Origin of the sequence: Acinetobacter calcoaceticus ANC 3811, from assembly GCF_000399665.1 — a bacterium.
GTDB classification, from domain to species: domain Bacteria; phylum Pseudomonadota; class Gammaproteobacteria; order Pseudomonadales; family Moraxellaceae; genus Acinetobacter; species Acinetobacter calcoaceticus_B.
In genome coordinates, this window is sequence record NZ_KB976985.1 from 68,498 (window position 1) to 89,794 (window position 21,297).

22 protein-coding genes, 1 tRNA gene and 1 pseudogene are annotated in these 21,297 nt (G+C 36.3%); 10 read left to right on the forward strand and 14 right to left on the reverse strand.

The features are described from left to right. Nucleotides 1-112: 112 nt before the first annotated feature. The 4 genes from F935_RS00315 (at nucleotide 113) to F935_RS00330 (ending at nucleotide 3,172) form a co-directional block, all read left to right on the forward strand. A complete protein-coding gene (locus F935_RS00315; protein ID WP_016137082.1) occupies nucleotides 113-739 on the forward strand; it encodes a lysophospholipid acyltransferase family protein in 627 nt (208 codons plus the stop codon). A gap of 66 nt (nucleotides 740-805) precedes the next feature. Further along, nucleotides 806-1,723 (forward strand): patatin-like phospholipase family protein, encoded by a 918-nt coding sequence (locus tag F935_RS00320; RefSeq protein ID WP_034591625.1) that lies wholly within the window; start codon nucleotides 806-808, stop codon nucleotides 1,721-1,723. 104 nt (nucleotides 1,724-1,827) lie between these two features. Then, a complete protein-coding gene (locus F935_RS00325; RefSeq protein ID WP_016137083.1) occupies nucleotides 1,828-2,289 on the forward strand; it encodes an NfeD family protein in 462 nt (153 codons plus the stop codon). Between the two features lie 28 nt (nucleotides 2,290-2,317). Continuing rightward, nucleotides 2,318-3,172, forward strand: coding sequence for an SPFH domain-containing protein (locus F935_RS00330; protein ID WP_016137084.1), 855 nt, complete (start codon nucleotides 2,318-2,320; stop codon nucleotides 3,170-3,172). A 71-nt stretch (nucleotides 3,173-3,243) separates the two neighbouring features. Here F935_RS00330 and F935_RS00335 read toward each other — a convergent pair whose 3' ends face one another. The 3 genes from F935_RS00335 to prpF form a co-directional block, all read right to left on the reverse strand. Beyond that, entirely contained in the window at nucleotides 3,244-3,612 is a 369-nt protein-coding gene (locus F935_RS00335; RefSeq protein ID WP_016137085.1) for an MmcQ/YjbR family DNA-binding protein, read from the reverse strand. Between the two features lie 57 nt (nucleotides 3,613-3,669). Further along, nucleotides 3,670-4,581, reverse strand: a complete 912-nt coding sequence (locus F935_RS00340) for a polyprenyl synthetase family protein (RefSeq protein ID WP_016137086.1) — start codon at nucleotides 4,579-4,581, stop codon at nucleotides 3,670-3,672. Between the two features lie 160 nt (nucleotides 4,582-4,741). Beyond that, a complete protein-coding gene (gene prpF / locus F935_RS00345) occupies nucleotides 4,742-5,929 on the reverse strand; it encodes a 2-methylaconitate cis-trans isomerase PrpF (protein ID WP_016137087.1) in 1,188 nt (395 codons plus the stop codon). 378 nt (nucleotides 5,930-6,307) lie between these two features. Between prpF and F935_RS00350 the strand changes: the two genes are divergently transcribed. Then, nucleotides 6,308-7,663, forward strand: coding sequence for an amino acid permease (locus tag F935_RS00350; protein WP_016137088.1), 1,356 nt, complete (start codon nucleotides 6,308-6,310; stop codon nucleotides 7,661-7,663). A 117-nt stretch (nucleotides 7,664-7,780) separates the two neighbouring features. Here F935_RS00350 and F935_RS00355 read toward each other — a convergent pair whose 3' ends face one another. After that, nucleotides 7,781-8,035 (reverse strand): TIGR03643 family protein, encoded by a 255-nt coding sequence (locus tag F935_RS00355; protein WP_003655360.1) that lies wholly within the window; start codon nucleotides 8,033-8,035, stop codon nucleotides 7,781-7,783. Between the two features lie 310 nt (nucleotides 8,036-8,345). Here F935_RS00355 and F935_RS00360 point away from each other — a divergent pair. After that, nucleotides 8,346-8,418: transfer RNA gene (locus F935_RS00360), tRNA-Arg, on the forward strand. A 62-nt stretch (nucleotides 8,419-8,480) separates the two neighbouring features. On the opposite strand, the gene F935_RS00365 is transcribed toward F935_RS00360, so the two are convergent. The 9 genes and pseudogenes from F935_RS00365 to F935_RS00405 form a co-directional block, all read right to left on the reverse strand. Further along, complete coding sequence (locus F935_RS00365; protein WP_016137089.1) at nucleotides 8,481-8,771, reverse strand: hypothetical protein; 291 nt, start codon at nucleotides 8,769-8,771, stop codon at nucleotides 8,481-8,483. 609 nt (nucleotides 8,772-9,380) lie between these two features. Next, a complete protein-coding gene (locus tag F935_RS00375) occupies nucleotides 9,381-9,812 on the reverse strand; it encodes a hypothetical protein (RefSeq protein WP_016137090.1) in 432 nt (143 codons plus the stop codon). Between the two features lie 212 nt (nucleotides 9,813-10,024). Then, the gene (locus F935_RS00380; protein ID WP_016137091.1) at nucleotides 10,025-10,525 is read right to left on the reverse strand and encodes a hypothetical protein; all 501 of its coding nucleotides are present in this window, start codon (nucleotides 10,523-10,525) and stop codon (nucleotides 10,025-10,027) included. 50 nt (nucleotides 10,526-10,575) lie between these two features. Beyond that, nucleotides 10,576-11,019, reverse strand: a complete 444-nt coding sequence (locus F935_RS00385; protein ID WP_016137092.1) for a hypothetical protein — start codon at nucleotides 11,017-11,019, stop codon at nucleotides 10,576-10,578. A gap of 35 nt (nucleotides 11,020-11,054) precedes the next feature. Continuing rightward, nucleotides 11,055-11,564 carry a hypothetical protein gene (locus tag F935_RS00390; RefSeq protein WP_016137093.1) on the reverse strand — a complete coding sequence of 170 codons (510 nt, stop codon included), beginning with the start codon at nucleotides 11,562-11,564 and terminating at the stop codon, nucleotides 11,055-11,057. A 134-nt stretch (nucleotides 11,565-11,698) separates the two neighbouring features. Continuing rightward, a complete protein-coding gene (gene hchA / locus F935_RS00395; protein WP_016137094.1) occupies nucleotides 11,699-12,574 on the reverse strand; it encodes a glyoxalase III HchA in 876 nt (291 codons plus the stop codon). Between the two features lie 208 nt (nucleotides 12,575-12,782). Continuing rightward, entirely contained in the window at nucleotides 12,783-13,793 is a 1,011-nt protein-coding gene (locus F935_RS00400; RefSeq protein WP_080645485.1) for an NAD(P)H-quinone oxidoreductase, read from the reverse strand. Between the two features lie 32 nt (nucleotides 13,794-13,825). Further along, nucleotides 13,826-13,993: pseudogene (locus F935_RS18090) on the reverse strand (helix-turn-helix transcriptional regulator); the annotation flags it as partial. 173 nt (nucleotides 13,994-14,166) lie between these two features. Next, complete coding sequence (locus tag F935_RS00405; RefSeq protein ID WP_016137097.1) at nucleotides 14,167-14,985, reverse strand: undecaprenyl-diphosphate phosphatase; 819 nt, start codon at nucleotides 14,983-14,985, stop codon at nucleotides 14,167-14,169. 348 nt (nucleotides 14,986-15,333) lie between these two features. Between F935_RS00405 and F935_RS00410 the strand changes: the two genes are divergently transcribed. Both F935_RS00410 and F935_RS00415 read left to right on the forward strand, forming a co-directional pair. After that, a complete protein-coding gene (locus tag F935_RS00410; protein ID WP_016137098.1) occupies nucleotides 15,334-16,134 on the forward strand; it encodes a PaaX family transcriptional regulator C-terminal domain-containing protein in 801 nt (266 codons plus the stop codon). A 105-nt stretch (nucleotides 16,135-16,239) separates the two neighbouring features. After that, nucleotides 16,240-17,232, forward strand: a complete 993-nt coding sequence (locus F935_RS00415; RefSeq protein WP_016137099.1) for a fatty acid desaturase family protein — start codon at nucleotides 16,240-16,242, stop codon at nucleotides 17,230-17,232. Between the two features lie 42 nt (nucleotides 17,233-17,274). Here F935_RS00415 and F935_RS00420 read toward each other — a convergent pair whose 3' ends face one another. Next, nucleotides 17,275-18,300, reverse strand: coding sequence for an AraC family transcriptional regulator (locus tag F935_RS00420; RefSeq protein WP_016137100.1), 1,026 nt, complete (start codon nucleotides 18,298-18,300; stop codon nucleotides 17,275-17,277). 156 nt (nucleotides 18,301-18,456) lie between these two features. Here F935_RS00420 and F935_RS00425 point away from each other — a divergent pair, with 156 nt between their 5' ends. Beyond that, on the forward strand, nucleotides 18,457-19,155 hold the full coding sequence (locus tag F935_RS00425; protein WP_016137101.1) for an NAD(P)H-dependent oxidoreductase: 699 nt from the start codon (nucleotides 18,457-18,459) through the stop codon (nucleotides 19,153-19,155). A gap of 601 nt (nucleotides 19,156-19,756) precedes the next feature. Further along, the gene (locus F935_RS00430; protein ID WP_016137102.1) at nucleotides 19,757-21,256 is read left to right on the forward strand and encodes an outer membrane protein transport protein; all 1,500 of its coding nucleotides are present in this window, start codon (nucleotides 19,757-19,759) and stop codon (nucleotides 21,254-21,256) included. Nucleotides 21,257-21,297: the final 41 nt, after the last annotated feature.

Sequence of the window (21,297 nt, forward strand, 5' to 3'; positions counted from 1 at the left end):
TTTCTTTAATGAGAAATAACATCAAATGTCATGTTGTTCTTACATTTTGCCAATGAAGCATATATTTCAAAAGATTAAGATAAAACGAGGACAAGTTAAAATTTAAAAAAATATGGATCAACATTTCCCTAATTTACCTGATTTGGTACCCCAACGTGGCACTGCTTTAAGCCGAGCGCTATTTAAAAAACTTTTTTTAGCGCAAGGTTGGACAATTGAAGGCGAAGTTCCTAATTTTCCAAAAGCAGTGGCGATTATTTCCCCTCATACTTCCAATATTGATGGATGGTATGGCTTTCTTGCAATTTTCGGATTAGGTATCCAAATTACAGTATTAGGTAAAGATGCCCTTTTTAAACCACCGTTTAAGCGAGCGTTAGACTGGGCTGGCGTTATTCCTGTTAAACGTGACACAGCCAATGGACTTACCGAACAAGTCGTTGCAACCATTCAAAAATATGACAAGATCTGGATTGGGATGGCGCCCGAAGGCACACGTAAAAAAGCAAAAAAAATGAAAAGTGGTTTTTACCATATTGCCGCAAAAGCCAATATTCCCATTGTGATGTTTTCTTTTGATTATGACCGTAAGACAATTCACTGCTTAGGGCACCTAGACCCAAGTGGAAACTATGATGAAGATCTACAAAAGATTTTTGAGCGTTATAAAGGAAAAATCTCTCCCAAAAATCGCAATTGGCTTGCCGAACCTTTACAAAATCTAGTGAAAAAAACCTAGCAAAAATTGAGCGAATCTGGTCTTATGGCCCTTCTTAATTTATCTCGACATAGATTATTTTTAAAGATGAAAATTGCTCAATTTGCCAGTATTGGATTTATCTCTCTAGCACTCTTTGGCTGTGATAAATTTAGCAAAACACCAACGCCGACTACCTCAATTAAAGCCCGTGAACCTGTCATTGCGCTTGCTTTAGGTGGCGGTGGAGCAAAAGGATTTTCACATATTGGTGTGATCAAGGTTTTAGAGTCTCATGGAATTAAGCCTAAAATTGTAACGGGTACCAGTGCTGGTAGCTTTGTTGGAAGTATCTACGCGAGTGGACAAACACCTTATCAATTGCAAAGTCTGGCTCTGAAATTACAAGAGTCTGATATCCGTGATTTAACGCTTAACCGTCAAGGCATTATTCTCGGGCAAAAGTTACAAGACTACGTTAACCGTAATGTTGGCAATAAACCGATTGAGAAGTTCCCAATCCGTTTTGCGGCTGTGGCAACTCGTCTTGATAATGGTCAAAAGGCAGACTTTATTAAAGGCAATGCAGGCCAAGCAGTACGTGCCTCTTGCAGTATTCCAAATGTGTTCGTGCCAGCCACAATTGGCAATCAAAAATATATAGATGGCGGATTAGTTAGCCCAATTCCGGTTAAAACAGCTCGTGATATGGGTGCAGATATTGTGATTGCCGTTGATATTTCAGCGCGTCCAGCAGGTAATCGCCCAGCCAATATGTGGGGATTACTAGATCAAACCATTAATATTATGGGCCAACAAAGTATTAATGAAGAACTCAAGCAAGCCAATGTTGTGATTCAGCCTAAAGTGGGTCATTTAGGTACACTTGACCTCAAATCAAGTAATCAGGCAATTTTGGAAGGTGAAAAAGCTGCTCAAGCTCAAATTCGCCAAATTGAAAGTGCGATTGCAACCTTCAAAAAATCTCCAGCAGCATTTAAGCCCGCGCCACGTTCTAAATTCTAATTGAAGTGGTTTTTTTCTATCCACATTTCCTATCATCTGCTACAGTGGTAAAAGTGATATTAGTCACTTTTACCCATCATAAAGATATATAAAAGAGCAGATTTATGGAGTTTGTTGTACAACCTTGGCACTGGTTTGTATTGGGTATCTTACTTATTCTTTCTGAACTGATTCTACCTGCCTTTGCCGCACTCTGGTTTGGTATTGCCGCCATTATGGTGTGCATTCTCTATTGGTTATTTCCAGATATTAGCCTCACAACACAAATTGTATTGTGGATAATACTATCAGTACTATGCACCATTCTTTGGTTCAAATTTATTAAACCCTTATCAATTGATAAAACCAAAGCGGGATTGCCCCGTGAAGCAACGATTGGTCAAGTTGGCATGGTGATTCAAACTGGTTTAGACCATGATCAAATTATTGTTCGCTTTCCAATGCCTATTTTAGGGGCCGATGAGTGGAATTGTCGGAGCACTACTCCTGTTAAAGTGGGCGATCGTGTCAGAGTTATTGACATTTCGGGTAATGACTTAATTGTTCAAACCCACGGTACTTCATAAACATTAAAGATAAAGAGAGGGTATTTTCATGCCGGTCGGTACTATTATTGTTTTAGCCTTTTTGGCGTTTGTCGCTATTACCATTTTTAAAGGGGTTCGTATTGTTCCTCAGGGCTACAAATGGATTGTCCAACGTTTAGGTAAATATCACACCACCCTTAATCCGGGGCTTAACTTTGTGATTCCCTATATCGATGACGTGGCTTATAAAATTACCACGAAAGACATTGTGCTAGATATTCCGTCACAAGAAGTGATTACACGTGACAATGCCGTATTGCTTATGAATGCTGTGGCATATATCAATTTAACCACACCAGAAAAAGCAGTTTACGGTATTGAAAACTATACATGGGCAATTCAAAACCTTGTACAAACTTCACTGCGTTCTATTGTCGGTGAAATGGATCTAGATGATGCTTTGTCTTCACGTGATCATATTAAAGCGAAGCTCAAAGCTGCAATTTCTGATGATATTTCGGATTGGGGCATCACCTTAAAAACGGTTGAGATCCAAGATATTCAGCCATCTACAACAATGCAAGCTGCCATGGAAGCTCAAGCTGCGGCAGAACGTCAACGTCGTGCCACAGTAACGAGAGCAGACGGTGAAAAACAAGCTGCCATTTTAGAAGCTGACGGTCGCTTAGAAGCGTCTCGCCGTGATGCAGAAGCGCAAGTTGTTTTGGCTGAAGCTTCGCAAAAAGCGATTGAAATGGTGACAAGTGCAGTGGGCGATAAAGAAACCCCTGTAACTTACCTGTTAGGTGAACAATACATTAAAGCAATGCAAGAATTAGCGAAATCAAGTAATGCTAAAACAGTGGTTTTACCTGCCGATGTTTTAAACACAATTCGTGGCATTATGGGAAAGCATAATTAATTTAATTGCTTTAAATAAGTAATTAAAATCAAGACGGTGACAATCATGTCGCCGTTTTTTTATATCTTATTTTATTGGTTTTTTAATCTTTTCTGATCTTTCAAAGGTAGTTTTTTTACGACTAAATCATAAGAATCATGAATTAAATCTTGAAGTAAATCACCAGTTAAACTCTTATGCGGTGTAATCGAAATCCAGTGTTTTTTATTCATGTGATAGCCCGGAATAATAAATGAATAAAGCTCCTGATATTCCTGACTTTTATAAGGGTCGCATTTGAGATTAATCATTTTCACGCCCGCCACTTCCGCTGTCAGCATAAACATTTTTTCTAAAATTTTAAAAACTTCATAGTCAGGTCCAAATGGATGAACGTGTTGGCTAAAAGGAAGATTACTTGCAATTTCAATTGCTTTTTGATGGAGTTGTTCACCATTCATCTTTTTCTCCCTTATCCATTTCACATGAATAGAAGCATCAATATTGATTTAATATTATTAATTCGTACGTGCTAAAAGAAATTGTGAGATATCTACTAACTCTTTTGCATTATCACCAAAATGAGCTAAAGCCTCAAAAGCTTGATCGTGCAATTCTTTGGCATAAATCTGTGCTTGTTCGAGCCCCATTAAAGCTGGGTATGTCGATTTTTGAACTTGCTCATCCTTACCAGCAGTTTTACCCAAAGCTTCGGTACTCGAAGTAATATCGAGAATATCATCTAATACTTGAAAAGCCAGTCCAATGGTCTGACCATATTGGCGTAACTTTGGAATTGCTTGATCTGTTCCAGAAAAGATAGTGACCGCACCCATCATAATTGCAGCCTGAATGAGCGCGCCAGTTTTATTACGATGAATATTTTCAAGTTCGTCTTGAGCAATTTGCTTAGCTTCAGCTTGTAGGTCTAATACCTGTCCACAGACCATTTTAGAAGTGGCTGTTGCTAAAATCTGAATTTGTTTTAATACAATCGCAGCATCCGTACCCTGCCCTTGTTCATCGAACAAACGGCTACCTAAAACCTCAAAAGCCATTGATTGTAAAATATCACCTGCAAGTAAAGCAGTATCTTCACCAAATGCAACATGACACGTCGGCTGACCACGGCGTAGTAAATCATTATCCATACAAGGCAAGTCATCGTGCGCTAGCGAATAACAATGAATTAACTCTACAGCAACCGCAGCACGGCGAGCCGCAGCAAAATTTGGATTTGGCTGTAAAGAAGCCGTGGCATAACACAAAGCCGGACGCACACGTTTTCCACCAAGCATAACTGCATGGTGTACTGCACTTTTTAAAGGCTCTGGAATTGAGAACGCGGCCAGTGTCGTCAATAAATCTTGTTGAATACGTTGTTGAGCTTGTTTTAAAACATCCGCATTAACTTGAGAGAGTGATGACACAGCCGCCTCGATAAAATCAGTAGAGAAATCTTATTGAATGTAATGAAGCATTCATGCGCTACATCATACACGATTCACTGTGAAAAGTGGGTGATGAGTTTTTGAGGGCAAACGTAAAAAAGCCTCTACATGTTTGAGAGACTTTTTTACTTAATGACTTTTAGAAACTGTCACCCGGAACACGTACCCAACCTTCCATTAACACACGTGCACTACGGCTCATAATGGCTTTTTTCACAACCCATTGATCATTAATACGTTCCGCTTGAGCACCAACACGTAATGTTCCAGATGGATGTCCGAAACGTACTGCTTCACGTTCGCCACCACCAGCCGCAAGGTTTACTAACGTTCCCGGAATGGCAGCCGCTGTGCCAATCGCAACCGCTGCGGTTCCCATCATCGCATGGTGTAATTTACCCATCGACAAAGCACGAACCAGTAAATCGACATCACTCTCTGAAACACTCTTACCACTTGAAGCAGTGTAGTTTTTCGGTTTAGAAACAAAAGCAATTTTTGGTGTGTGCTGACGCGCAGCCGCTTCCAAAATATCTTTAATTAAGCCCATCTGTACCGCGCCATATGCACGAATTTTTTCAAAACGTGCCAGTGCAGTTGCATCACTATTAATATGATCTTGTAATTCTGTACCTTGGTAACCCAAATCTTCTGCATTTAAGAAAATGGTTGGAATGCCTGCATTAATAAATGTCGCTTGAAAACGACCAATATCAGGAACATCTAATTCATCAACAATATTCCCTGTCGGGAACATATCACCGCCTTCTTCGCCATCATCGGCAGGATCTAAAAATTCAATTTGAACTTCAGCGGCAGGAAACGTCACCCCATCAAGTTCGAAATCACCAGTTTCTTGAACTTGACCATTGGTGATAGGCACATGCGCAATAATGGTTTTTTGAATATTTTTTTGCCAAATTCGAACAGTGCATAGGCCATTTTCTGGAATACGATCTGCATCAACCAAGCCATTTGAAATCGCAAAAGAGCCAACCGCAGCAGTTAAATTACCGCAGTTACCGCTCCAGTCGACAAAAGCCTGATCAATTGAAACCTGACCAAACAAATAATCGACATCATGCTCTGGCTGAGTACTTTTAGCGAGAATAACTGTTTTACTCGTACTCGAAGTGGCTCCACCCATTCCATCAATTTGTTTCCCATATGGGTCTGGGCTACCAATGACACGTAGTAATAGTTGATCTCTTGCTTGACCTGCAACTTGAGCTCTTTCCGGCAAATCATCAAGCTTAAAAAAGACACCTTTACTGGTTCCACCACGCATATAAGTGGCTGGAATTTTAATTTGCGGTACTGAGCTCATATCAACTGTTATCCTTACTATTATGTTCTTCTATATCAAAACAAGCATTCTTGTTTACCCTTCTCTGCATCTTAAATTGTTTTAAGGCCAAGAGATAGCGATCTGCTTTATACATCAATCGTATTGACGCGAGCATATTTTGAGAATTTAGCAATATGCTTGCAATGACTTAATCTAAGCAAAATCTAAGAAAAAAAGTCTATATTAAATTATATTTTTTAGAGCACTTTTCACGCTATATTAAAATATTAAAAGTAAACTAATGATTTTAAATATATTTTATTATTACTTTCCAGTCACGGCTTATTAATTTGTAGTCTAGGCTAAAATAACTCCATCTATTAGAATAATTTACTTATTCATTGTGAGTGAAGACCTTTGACCAACGAATCTTCTACACTGCAACGAGGACTAAAAAATCGACATATCCAATTAATTGCTATGGGTGGAGCAATTGGTACCGGATTATTTTTAGGCTCGGCGCAAGTGATTCAATCTGCGGGACCATCCATTATTTTAGGATATGCCATTGGCGGCTTAATCGCGTTTTTGATTATGCGTCACTTGGGAGAAATGATTGTTGAAGAACCTGTTGCAGGATCGTTCAGCCATTTTGCTTATAAATATTGGGGGAAATTTCCCGGATTTTTAGCTGGATGGAATTATTGGATACTCTATGTTCTGGTTGCGATGAGTGAACTCACCGCTGTTGCCAAATATATTAATTATTGGTGGCCTCATATTCCAGCGTGGACTTCTGTCTTATTTTTCTTTGTCGTGATTACAGCCGTAAACTTAACCAACGTTAAATTTTATGGTGAATCTGAATTTTGGCTCGCCATTATTAAAGTAACTGCGGTCATCTCTATGATTATCTTTGGCCTTTATTTGTTGTTTACAGCAGATGTGGGTTCAAGCATTTCATTTAGTAACCTGTGGACACATGGTGGATTTTTTCCAAATGGCTTTAGTGGTCTGTTCTATATGTTAGCTTTCTTAATGTTCGCTTTTGGCGGCATTGAGCTAATTGGAATGGCAGCAGCGGAAGCAAAAGATCCGAAAAAAACTATTCCAAAAGCAATCAACCAAGTTGTTTTCCGTATCTTGATTTTCTATATCGGTTCACTAACAATTTTGCTTTCATTAGTGCCATGGAACCAGTTAGATCTTGGTGGCCTCGACAAAAGCCCATTCGTTATGATTTTTAGCCAAATGGGAATTGGTTGGGCAGCACATCTTCTTAACTTTATTATTTTAACTGCTGCTCTATCTGTTTATAACAGTGGTATGTTTGCAAACAGCCGCATGTTATACGGTCTAGCTCAACAAGGTAACGCTCCACAAGTTTTCAAAAAAGTAAACAAACAAGGCGTACCTGTTCCAGCCGTATTACTTTCTGCATTATTAATTTTTGGCTGCGTACTGTTGAACTACTTTGTACCCGAAGATGCATTAAGTCACTTAATGTATATCGTCGTTGGTGCATTAGTATTGAACTGGGCAATGATTAGTTTGACTCACCTCAAATTTAGATCAGCAATGAAAGCAAAAGGTGAAAAAACTCACTTCCCTGCACTTTGGGCACCATTTAGTAACTATTTGGTTTTAGGCTTTATTGCAGTTGTTCTCTACATTATGTGGAGCCAAGGATTCAAAGAATCAGTGATGATGATTCCAATCTGGATCGTTCTCATGTTTGTACTATTTAAATTATTGAATTCTAAAAAACAATAATATTATATTTCGTACTTAAACACTAAAAAGCCTCTATTTCGATAGGGGCTTTTTTGTTCATAATCAGAAAATTACGCGCTGTAAAAATTAAAATTTCATCGACAATAAAACTAGACGTTATGCATATTTATACTGACGCGAACAGTAAGCTCGTTCAATTTCTGGCGAACGTAATTGTTGATGCTTAGTTTTACGCCCTGCCATACGTTTGCGCCAGAGTTTAAAACTATTGGTTTTCAAGTTGTATCTCATTAAACGAATAACTTCGCTTTCACTTAAGCCATATTCTCGCTCAATTGCTTCAAATGGAGTACGATCTTCCCATGCCATTTCAATAATTCTAGATAAGTCCTGTTCATCAATTTTTTTCATGTTATGCCCTTTTGAATTATACGATAGCCAAATCTGATTTTTGACAAACAACCTTCTAGGAATAACTTCACCTACCGGATTGCTTGCATCAAACCTTTTCGTGTTTTGCTTCAGATCATAGAAAGATCAACATGAATTTTTTGTGATTTTTTAGCTTTATAAACTGTTTTTCTACAAGTCATAAGTGTTCGAAACCGTTGAATGGTTCAACTTTATCTTTATTGCCCACTATGGCAAAAGTTTTAATAACTAAAACGTAAAAAAGCCATTGCCTTTGCAATAGCTTTTTTGTTTATAATCAGAAAATTATGCGCCCTTAGCTTAACTGGATAGAGCAGTTGCCTCCTAAGCGACCGACGTGGGTTCGAGTCCCGCAGGGCGCACATAACATTTAATATAAATATTCTATAGTTGAAGACTATAAATAGAAGAACATAATAAATATTTATCTTTTTGTAGAAAAAGATAATAGATAAGGAGTATCAATTATATCTTCTATAAATTTTTCAATATTCTCTAACTTTACTTTTGGTAATACAACTATATTTTCATAAAAAAAATATTGATTTGATCTCAAATCATCTTCAATAGTTTGTTGCAATCTAATAGGATCATAAAAATTAAATTTATATAGTTTATCAAATATCTGTATATCCACCTCAAGACATCCCTTCAACTCAATTTCCCAAGCATATTCACAAAAGTCATCAGATAAATTTATAATATAATTTTTCATACAGTTCCTTTAATATTAAAATACTCTTAAGACACTGTTCCAATTTTAAACTTCAATATATAAATTTAATCACAGTAATTTAGATTTAAAAGCCATTTTTTAGTTTCCAAGAGATCTTTTTGAATCTTTCTTTGATCATTTAAATATCTATTATCTATAAAATATTTAACTTGACATAAATTCTTTTTATCATAAAGAGTTAAATCTTTTTCTGATATCCTCCTCATATCTTGTGCAACAAGCAATAAAGGAATATATATATCCACATTTTCATATTCTTGTAACTCTTTAATTATATAGACATAATTAGTTAGATTTACAACAGTTGATGCATTAAAACCTTGCTAAAAATAATACTCCTTATTAATTTCTACAGCTCTACAACCACCAAGAAAAACAATCAAACATACTAAAAAAGGCCTCATATTATTTCCTTTATTCAAATAAAACCTCATAACTTTATTTTAAAATGCTTTTATTTCACATCTTTTTATATAAAAATTTAGAACTGATTAGTTCCCACATTATATTAACCCATAAGCAAAAGCATAGCGCAGTGATGCCTATAGATGATAAATTATAAGACCAGGGTTCTGAACAATACCCGATTCAACAGCTCTTAATATTTACAACCATTTTGTTCTCATTTAAATAAAAACAACCTGAACCATGATAGCCTGCCCCACCATCAATCGAATAATAATATTGAGTATTTAACTTTAGCTGCTTGGGTTTGATAATCTCTTTAAATCCGCTTGGTTTAATTCCATAAGTCCATTTATAGGCATAATCATTTTTAAAATTAAACCATTTTATTTCCCTACTTATCTTAATCTCCCATACTGTTTCTTTCAACGTACCAGCAGGAACAATACTATTATCCATTACATAAAATCGAAAACTACTATTGAGCTTTTTGGCATCACTTTTAGATAGCTGAAATACAATTCCTTTATTAAAATTACCCGAAACAAGCAAATCAACTGTACCAGAGCATGCCACTAGCACTGGTATAAATAGCAAGCTATACAAATTCCCCATTACCAACTCCCTCCAGCACCACGGTTTTTTATAATGTTACCCCTTAATCTTAAAATTTACATTCAGTAACAACTACTAATTCATTCAAACATCTATTTATATTTATTGAATCTTCTTGACGAGAAGATTCCTTAACAATTTAAAATATTTAATTATATGCTTTCTACTCCAAAACAGGCCAAAAATCACAAATAAAATCAACAATATAAAAATCAATCTTTCTCTTTAATATAAATCTTATTTGTTATTGGTAAAGTACCATTTTTACTCTTTATTAAAGGGTTCCAAGTATCTTTATCCTTCAACTCATCTAATATATAAAAAACAACTATTTTATTTCCTATAGAATAAAGATGACTATACTCTTTCTCCAAATTTTCATTCGTAAATACTACTCCTTCATATATCTCATCTTCAGTACTATCTGACTCAATAGTTAGCATTGTATTATCATCAACAAAAACATTCCCCTTACTAAGATCAACTATTACCCCACTTACAATATATGTTTCAATATTGCCTTTTTCAACATTATCCCACCACTCACTTGTTCCATATAAACCATACACTCCACTTAAACCGCTACTTGTAGTATTATCCAGAGTCAAAGCATGTGTAGATCTCATCTCATCCTCCCCATTTTTCTCCAACCACATTTTTAAATCAAAAATTAATTTATATCCTTGATTAATCAATGCACAATTCTCTATCATTTTATTTAGTCTTTATCTATTTTATATTTTATAACAATCTAAATTATTTATCATTTAAAAAAAATATTGTACGCTTCTTCTCTTCCATCATAGAAAAATAAGTCATCAATTTTTTCTAACAAGTAAAAATCACCTATTATTTCTTTAAGCCCATTAAAAACAACACCTTTTAAATTAGATTTCAGCCCTAATGATAATTTTTCAATTAACAAAGAGTGGTTCTCACAATATGAAAATATTTTAATTAAAGAATGAATTTCTTCTTTACAAGGTACATCTACAGTAAGAGTAAGTAAAAAAGCTTTCATATAAAATAAAGTGTTCTTTTCAATTTCAGGAAAGCTAACGTATCCAGAAAAAATTCTCCTATTAACTCCACTTTGGTTATAAATAACATCACTTTTATTACCATTAGCAGGAAAAACAATATCTTTATTTAATTTAATATAACCCACGTAATTATAGGCTATAATATTAATTTCATCTTCATTCACATTAAATACCTATAATCCATCAATATAGAATAATTTTAATCCCGACCCTTAATATAAACTCTATTAAGCAATGGAGAAAAACCTAATTTTTCTTCTACCACCCAATTCCAAACATCATCTTCTTTTAATTTATCCAAAATATAAATGGATACTATTTCATTTCCAGCTTTATAAAGTTCTTCACTAATAATTTTTTCTCTTTCACTAGTAAAAATTATATCTTGAAAAATTTCTTTATTCGTTCCATCAACTTTAACTGTGATCATTTTATTTGTATCTATAAATGGATTGTCTTGATTAATCCCAACTATTACTCCTTTCACCCAATAAGTTTCTATATTACCATTTTTGATATTTTCCCACCATTCAGCTGTTGCATATAAACCATTGTCACCCTTAAGCCCCATAGTTGTTCCCTTATCCAACGTAGTTTGCTGTATATTTTTGATATAATTTTCATCCATCAATATTGAAGAAGATGACCTTAAATCAAAAACCATCTTATACCCTTGCTCAAGTAGATTTATATCTTCTATTTTTATCATTTTAACATTCTCCTATTTCTTACTTATTATTCTGATTTTACATCATTTATTACTTTCAGATTTCCACCTAACACACTATTTATTATAAAAAAATAGGACTTAATAAAAAGCCCTATTTCGATAAAAAAATATACTTAATCTTTCACTTCAGCCAACAATGTTTCAGCTGCAAGTTTTCCTAAATTATTAGAAGCAAGTGGGCTATCACCAGTGAGCAATTTACGGTCTCTATGACATTGCCCTGTAATGCCCTTATTTAAAATTTCGACACCGAGTTTTTCAAGGTTTTCACCCACTAGCCAAGGTAAAGCACCTGGCATATAACCAATATCAATATTTGCTCCTTTATCTAATGAATCAGGGAATACACAAATTTGATAGCCTTTAAAAATATAGTTTTCTGGCTGTTCATCTACTGCCGCAGCCAGTAATGAAGCTGGACCATGACATAACGTAATAATAAATTTATCTTGTTCAACCGCCCATTTAAGAACTTTTTTTACCTCAAGGCTCTGGGGAATCTTAGCTAATACGCCATGCCCGCCTGGAATAAATACAGCAGCATATGGTGAGTTTTCCCCCACTGCGTTTTCTAAAATATCAGTGAGCTTTAATGGATTTTTTAATTTGTCTGCATATTTCTGAAAGGTGTCTAATACAACTTGTTCTTGCTTTGGCATTGCCCACATTTCAAGTTTGGCAGGATTCCCTGAAAGTGTCGCAACATCAATTTCAAAACCTGCATTATCTAAATGAAACATCGGTAAAAGCATTTCTACAGGATGGTTGCCTGTTGAAAAGAACTTACCGTTTTGCATCTGGATATAGCGTTCATCAGTTGCAATCATTAAAACTTTTTTATTGCCCGTATACGGCGTTGAATAAGTCGTGCCATCGTAATCGGTTTTAGGAGCAGTATATTGACTTAGTGAATAAGGTGATGGGAAAAAGGCGTTATCTTCAGCCAAATCTGGAGTAGGATTTTTATCATCAATATTTGCGGTATTCATTGTTACTATCCTTTTTCATCAGTATGGAAAGAAATAATAAAGTAGGAACCAATTTTTATTTCTTGCTCAATTTATAGGTGAAGTCATGGAACTGGTGCAATCTGCCAATAGAATTTGGCAATTTTTATAGAGAAATAGGCATAATTTAGAATTATAAAATTCAGTTTAGGCGAACCTGTCGTTCGCCCAAACTTTAATGATTACAGCGTTACGCATTCATTTCTAAAACGATCTTTCCAATATGATCACCTTGTTCCATACATGCGTGAGCACTTTGTACATCTGAAAAAGCATACGTTTTATAGATCTGAGGTAAACACTTACCTTGTGCCAAAAGCGGCCAGACATGCTCTTGTAAAGATTGGGCAATCTCTGCTTTTTCTTGAGTCGTACGAGCTCGCATCGTTGAACCCGTAATTGTGGCACGTTTTAAAATCAATTTTTGTAAATCAAATTCTTTTGCAATTCGGCCACCCATAAAACCAATAATGACAAGTCGACCATCGCGTTTTAATAGATTTAAATTTTTCGAGAAATAAGAACCACCCACAATGTCCAAAATGACATCAACACCTTGGTCTTGGGTGTGTTTCAAAACTTCTTGCTCAAAATCTTGGGTTTTATAGTTAATTGCCGTGGTAAAACTAGAGAGCGCTTCAACTTTATCTTCACTACCAACGGTAGCAAAAGTTTTAATCCCTAAAGCTTGGCAAATCGCTAAAGCTGTGGTTCCAATACCACTTGCCCCACCATGAATCAGTGCAGTTTCATTTTCTTTTAAACGACCGATATCAAATAGGTTTGCCCAAACCGTAAAAAATGTTTCTGGAATCGCAGCAGCTTGCGTAAATGATAAATTTTCAGGTATTGGTAATACTTGAGTTGCGGTTACCGCACAGTACTCAGCATAACCACCGCCATTTGTTAGAGCACAAACTTTATCTCCAACCTTAAATTGATCTACTTGTTCGCCCACAGCAACTACAACACCAGCGACTTCAAGTCCTGGTATTTGAGTAACACCCTTTGGCATCGGATATAAGCCCATACGCTGCAAAACGTCAGGACGGTTAATTCCAGCAGCCTTTACCTCAATTAAGACTTCATCTGCTTGAGGTGCGGGAACACTAGCATCTTGAACTTTTAGAACCTCAGGTCCACCAGGAGCCGTAATTTCAATAATTTTCATGGTTGTTGGAAGGGTCATAAAATACTCCATGTTTGATTTATATTTGAAAATACTAATCTACGTTAAATAATTGAAGACTTGGGTGGAACGCCAAACAGTCGTTTAAATTCTCGGCTAAATTGAGAGGCACTGACATAACCCACTTCATAGGCTGCTTCTGCTACCCCCATTTTATTGTTCATGATCAACTCACGTGCCTTATGTAACCGAATAATTTTGATGTACTGTAAGATGATTTTGCGGCATAGTTTTATTGTGGCAAGTAATCTAATAATCAATATAACAATGAACCTAAAATGAAAACATCTGTCTTACGTTTACTTTGTATAAATAGGCAATTCAAATCAATTTTTAGGCATAAAAAAACCTAGAACACTCTAGGTTTTTCACTTCATCAGATTATTTAAGCCGATAAATTAAAGAACATTGCTGCAATCAAAATAATTACACCGAGTGCAATTCGATACCAAGCAAATACGCGTAAGGTATGACGCTCTACAAACAGCACCAATGCTTTTACAACAAACAACGCGGCAATAAAAGCAGCAACGAAACCTACCCCAATATTAATCATATTATCGGCGGTCAGTACGTCAGCATTTTTAACCAAGTCAAAAGTTGCAGCACCCAACATGGTTGGCATAGCAAGGAAGAAAGAGAATTCTGTAGCGGCTTTACGTGACAAGCCTGCAAACATTCCGCCCACAATTGTTGCGCCTGAACGTGAAGTTCCCGGAATCATGGCAACACACTGAGCAAGTCCAACTAAAAGTGCTTGTTTAAAAGTAATTTTAGTTGCATCGAGTGTCTTATGTTCAAATTGTCTAGATTCAACCCAGAAAATAATAAGCGCCCCGACAATTAAGGCAATCGCCACCACAATTGGGCTGAATAAAACACTTTTAATAAAATCTACTGCCAAAACCCCAATAATAACTGCTGGGAAGAAAGCAATAAGCACACTGATAGCAAAATGACGTGATTCCACATCACCACTAAAGAAGCCTTTAATCAAGTTAACAATTTTTTGTCGGTATAACCAGCACACTGCCAAAATAGCACCTAACTGGATTACGACCTCAAATACACGACCGCCGTCTGAATGGAAATCGATAATATGACCAAATAAAATTAAATGGCCTGTACTCGAGATTGGTAAAAATTCAGTTAAGCCTTCGACAAAGCCTAAAAACAGTGCTTTTATAACTTCAAAATTTTCCATCACTTGCTCAAAAAGTTAATCACCAGAAAAGTCTAAAAATTTGTTTTATATCATGTATAAACCATAATTTTGGCCTAGTTCATGCCCAATATCAGATCATTTCTAGCATTTGTGGTTATTGCCCTTAGCAAAAGGCGGTTTATTTAAAGGGGAATAATGTATCACATCATCATGACAATCTTAGGTTAACTATCGTAAAAAGATGAACTTGGTTAAGAACTACAAAATTTCCTATTTTATAGCTAAAGATTTTTACGCTTATTGACCCTAAAAATGATCTTAAAAAGACATGACAAAAACATGATATTATTTTTCTTACATGCAACTCATATCAAAAATTCTATCTGAATGAAAAATACCAAAATTAATGCACGTCATCTTATTATCGATTTATTTCTTTCCTCAGCTTATCCTCAGCTCACCATTAAACAAATATTGATTGCAGCCAAACTTTTTAATATGAGTGACAACGGTATTCGTGTTGCTACGACTCGGCTATTAAATGAAGGCATGATAGAAAGCGTCGAGCGTGGTATCTATCAACTTTCGCCATCCACCAAAGACTGGGCAAAAGTCATTTTGAATCGTAAAAATGGCATTAAACAGACCAAAGAATGGCAACAGAATTATCTGGCAGTATTTACGGGGACATTAGGCCGTATAGATCGGACCGCTTTAAAAAAGAGAGAACATGCTTTACGTCAATTCGGTTTTAGAGAGCTCGAAACTGGAATTTATATACGTCCAGACAATTTAGCCTATAGTTTTGAAAAAACATGTGAAGAGCTCGTTTTAGCGGGTCTTGAAAATGAAGCCAAAATTTCTATTATTCAAAAATTTGACTCAAAAACAGTTTCGTTAATTCCCTCTTTATGGGATACGAAGCAGCTTGAAAAAAACTATGAAATGTATAGTCAAGATATTCAAGAATGGCTTTTGAATTATAAAAATTTATCCTTAAACGAGGCCGCCACTCAAGCTTTGTTATTAGGACGTGAAACGATTACCTTACTCATGAATGATCCTCTGCTACCCCATCCATTTGTTGATGAACATGCCCGCAATCAGTTTGCTCAGAATGTACAGCAGCTCGATTCGATTGGACAAAAGCTGTGGCAGAAAATTTATGAAAATGAACTAGCCCATTAAAGGGCGATTTATTTTTTTACAAACAAATATTACACTTTTTAAAATTTTATGATTATATTGGTAATATAAAATATGGATACCAAAATCTGATTTGGGAGAATAAAAATGAATGCACAAGTCAGTGTGACCGATCTCTTTAGCAGAGAAGAAATACAGGAACTCACACAACCCTCAAATGCATATGGTGCTTGGGCTGTTGCAAGTACATGGGCTGTTATTGGCGGAACATTTGCCAGCTTAATCATGATGTGGGATTACTTACCGAGCTGGGGCAAATTACTTGCTTGCATGCTTGCCTTAGCAATATTGGCTGGTCGCCAGTTATGCCTAGCGATTTTGATGCATGATGCATCACATAAAAGCTTGTTCAAAAATAAAAAAATAAATGACTTTGTCGGTGAATGGCTATGTGCTCGTCCCATCTGGAATGATCTACAAAAATATCGCGTACATCATGTTCGTCATCATGCAAAAACCTCTACTCCAGATGATCCCGATCTTTCTTTAGTTTCTGGCTTTCCTGTAAGTAAAAAATCTCTTACTCGTAAATTCTTACGCGACTTAACGGGTATGACGGGATTAAAGTTTAGCTTTGGTCGGGTGTTAATGGATCTCGATTTAATGAAATGGACGGTTGCAAATGATCAAGTCTGGCTAGACCGAAGTAATAAAGACTTCGTTGACTATGCTAAAAGTCTTATAAAAAATAGTAGCGGAGCTATTGCAACCAATGTAGCACTCTATGGGGTTTTAAAAGCTTTTGGTCAACAACGGTTTTATTGGTTATGGCCTTTAGCTTACGTAACACCGTTTCCATTATTTTTAAGAATTCGCTCAATGGCCGAACATGCAGGGATGCAAACGAGCAATACCGCTTTAACGAATACCCGTACAACACGTGCAGGTTGGATTGCTAGAAGCTTTGTGGCGCCTATTCATGTTAATTACCACATGGAGCACCATTTAATGGCTTCTGTGCCCTACTTCAAACTGCCGCGTATGCATCGTCTATTGAGAGATCGCGGCCATGTTCCAGCACCACCTAGCTATTTTGAAGTAATTGAATCCCTCTCATCTAAGCCAGAACAATCTACTTAATTAACTCAAATGATAAACCAAAGGCTATAAATTTATGGCCTTTTAACCTAAATCAGCCATTGTATGCTGGGTTTGGAAATATTTAGGCGTAACACCCATCCAGCGCTTAAATGCACGGGTAAAGTGAGAAGTCTCGGCATAACCCAGCATTAAAGCCACTTTTTCAATCGACATTTTATTTTGAGCTAAAAGTTTCTGAGCATGCTCTTTTTTCAGGGAGTCTACCAAGAGGGTAAAACTAGTGTGATCAAGAGCTAAATAGCGTTGCAGGGTTCGCTCTGAGATATTCATGATTTGAGCAACTTGCCCAACTTTCAATGCCTCAATCTCCCCATTCAAAAGCAATTTTTCGGCAACTTGTTTGACTTGTCCTTTCCAACCACTTTTTAACTTTAATTTTTCTATATCCCGCTTACATTGTGCATTTAACAAAGGCGCTAGCATTGGGTCTGCCGTTAATACAGGCCGTGCTAAATACTCTTTTGGAAATATCCAACGATTACGCTTTTGGTTAAATAAACAAGTCACAGCCAGTTGAGGACTTATTTGGACAAAACCTATCGGTTCTGGCATTTGTAATTCAACTTTTCCTAAATGAGAAAGTCCTGTTAATTTTTTTGCAATTTGAACAAAACCAACTAACAAAAAAATGTTGGCATTTGGACTCAACTGAAATGCATCAACAGGCTGATGAATTGACCAATATGCATCATTATTTTCTTGTTTTAATTCTGGTTTAAAAACTTTACAACGTGAGCCAATGAACTGTTCAAGAATTTTCAGCGCTTCCCCTAAATTTGGAGAAACTATGGCGGCCATTCCGACTGAACCATAACATGAAGCCGTCATGTTTAAAGCTAAATACCCAGCTAATGCTGGCTCTTTGCATAACTCGATGGCCCGTTCAATAAGCTGATTTAAGAGGTTGAACTCAACATACCAATAAGGCTTTTTTAATTGGTCTAATGTTATTCCACTACCATCTAAAAGCTGCTCACCAGAGACACCCCACCGCTTAACAGTCTCAACGATTAAATTAATATAAGTTCCGGGTAATTCTGGATTCATGAGCAACCCAATGAGCAAAATAAAATGGCGCGAAATGGTAAAAACTGTCAGTTCATGAACTATGCCATGCTTTTAAATTGATGCATAGTTATTCAAAACAAAATCTGCTGAATTGCACTAGACAGCAAAATTTCTGAAAAGAATACAGGTCACCTTATGAATATTCTGATCGTCCATGCTCATCCAGAACCACAGTCTTTTACTGCTGCGCTAAAAAGTACAGCCAAGCAAACCTTAGAAAAATTGGGGCACACAGTAGAGGTTTCAGATTTATATGCCATGCAATTTAACCCTGTTGCATCCAAAGAGGATTTTCTAGAGCTCAACCAACCTGATTATTTTAACTATGCCCTCGAACAAAGAAATGCCAGTAAAAATCAACTTCTTGCTCCAGATATTCAAGCAGAAATTGAAAAAGTAAAAAAAGCTGATTTAGTTATTTTAAATTTCCCACTTTATTGGACATCTGTGCCAGCAATTTTAAAGGGCTGGATTGATCGTGTGTTTGTCTCTGGACTTTTTTATGGGGGCAAGCGGTTTTACAACCACGGCGGCATGGCAGGTAAAAAAGCGATGTTGTGCTTAACACTCGGTGGTAGAACACACATGTTTGGAGAGAACTCAATTCACGGTCCAATTGAAAATTATTTATCACCAATTCAACGTGGTACTTTGGCATATGCCGGCTTTGAAGTTTTACCGCCATTCATTGCCTACCATGTCCCCTACATTAGCCAAGAAGCACGAGAAACCCTTCTCGAAGATTATGCAACTTATCTGATCCATCTAGACAAGCTTGAACCACTAAAATTTCCGAAGCTTGAGCAATTTGATGAAAAACTATATCCACTCTAACGCTGTGTTTTAGCTCTAAAGATAGAATAGTCGCATCTATCTTTATATTTTTGGTTATTCTTTCTAATAGTCTATCCCAAGCAGGGAGATCAAAATCCCTCAAAAAATAGATCAAATGGTAAAAAAAACTAAGGTAAACTTTTTTATAAAATTAAGAATATAAAAGTTAATCAATAATATACAGATGTAGAGAAACTAGACTTATCAACTAAAAATGACAACTAATACGCATTTCACAATCAATTAATTCATATTTTTACAAAAAAATCTTTGACCATTTTTCTTGGATTTGTGACAGAAATGTCACTACAGCAAACTGGTTTATTGATAGATTAAAAATATAAATATCAATAAATTAAAATAATTTAATAATGAAAATATTCCTTCATATTTCATCCATTATTGGCACTATTTGTATAAAAAGTGAGTACTCCTCAGTTCATATAACAGATTTACTCTTATTGTAATTATGCTATTTTTGTTACATGGAGTTATCAAAGCTTTTATAAGTTGTAATTAGAAGCTTTGAAGGCAACACAGTTTAAACGGTTTAACTCTGTTACTTTTAAAAAAATGTCTTGAAGTTCAAGGAAAGATTAAAATGAAATTAAAACATCTGAGCACTGCAATGATTTTAGCAACGCTGCCTGCAACTGGGGTTTTTGCAGCAGCATTGGATCGCTCTGGACAATCAATGTCTGCTTTTTTGCAGCCTAATAATTACTTTGAAGCTGGTATTTCTGTTTTAGACCCAGATGTAGCGGGTAAAGAAGCTGGTACAAGTGCAACGCGCCGTGATATTGGCGATATGGGTAATGATTACTATTTCCCAAATGCTGCATTAAAACTGCAACTTAATGATAAATTCTCATTTGGTATACTATACGATCAACCATTCGGCGCAGATGCTGAATATTCTGGAAAAAATGTATTTGTATCAGATAGCACCAATACAATTTTAGCTCCTGAAAAATTAGATACTATTCGTACCAGCACTATTGATACAACATTTAATGGATTAACTGCCGACCAACGTGTCGGTGCTATTCTAAAAGCCCAAGGAGTTGACTTAACCTCTGCTGCTGGAAAAGCACAATTTGATGCAACGTTAAATGCCTACAATAATAATCCCACCACTAAAGCTGCTATCGATGCAGGTGTAAAACAAGGTGTTGCAGAAAAAGTTGACGCTGGTTTAGCACAAGTTAATGGTTTGCTTGGTAAGGGTGGCACTAAAGTTAAAGTTGATACCCAGAACTTAGCAATGGTTTTCGGTTTTCAACCAAATCAAAACTGGAACTTCTATGCAGGTGGTGTGTATCAAACCATTAAAGGAAATATCAACCTCCGTGGTCAAGCTTACAGTATCTACAATGGTTATGACGCAGATATTAAAGAAACAGGTGGTGCGGGTTGGTTAGCAGGTTTCGCTTATCAAATTCCTGAAATTGCATTAAAAGCATCTTTAACGTATCGCTCTGAAATTGACCATGACGTCAATATTCGTGAAAACTTACCTACACTTCCGGCTCTTTCACTATTAGGGCAAGCTGCAGCTGGTGACGCAATTAAAAATAGCTCAGCAGATACCACAATTACCACGCCTCAATCAGTTAACTTTGATTTCCAAACAGGAATCATGGCTGACACTGTTGCCTTTGCCAACATACGTTGGGTGAATTGGAAAGATTTCTCTGTTCAACCATACAAATTTGGACAACTATCAAAAGTTGTAGGTCCAATTGTCAACCGTCCAAATGGTTTTGATTTAGTGAGTTATGCAGATGACCAATGGACAGTGACTACAGGTGTTGGTCGCAAACTTAATGACAAATGGGCTGGTAACGTTTCTGTAGGTTGGGACTCTGGTGCAGGTAATCCCATCACAACTCTAGGTCCAACAGAAGGTTATTGGAACGTAGGTTTAGGTCTTCAATATAGCCCGACTCCTCAAACATTTATTGCTGGTGGTGTAAAATACTTCTGGTTAGGCGATGCTAATGCTCAAACTGGTGCACAAGCTGGTGGTGATGAATATGTTGCAGAGTTTTCTGACAACAACGCAATCGCTTATGGTTTAAAACTTGGTTATAAATTCTAAGTTCAAAACTCATTTATATAAAAAAGGCGCTTAAAGCGCCT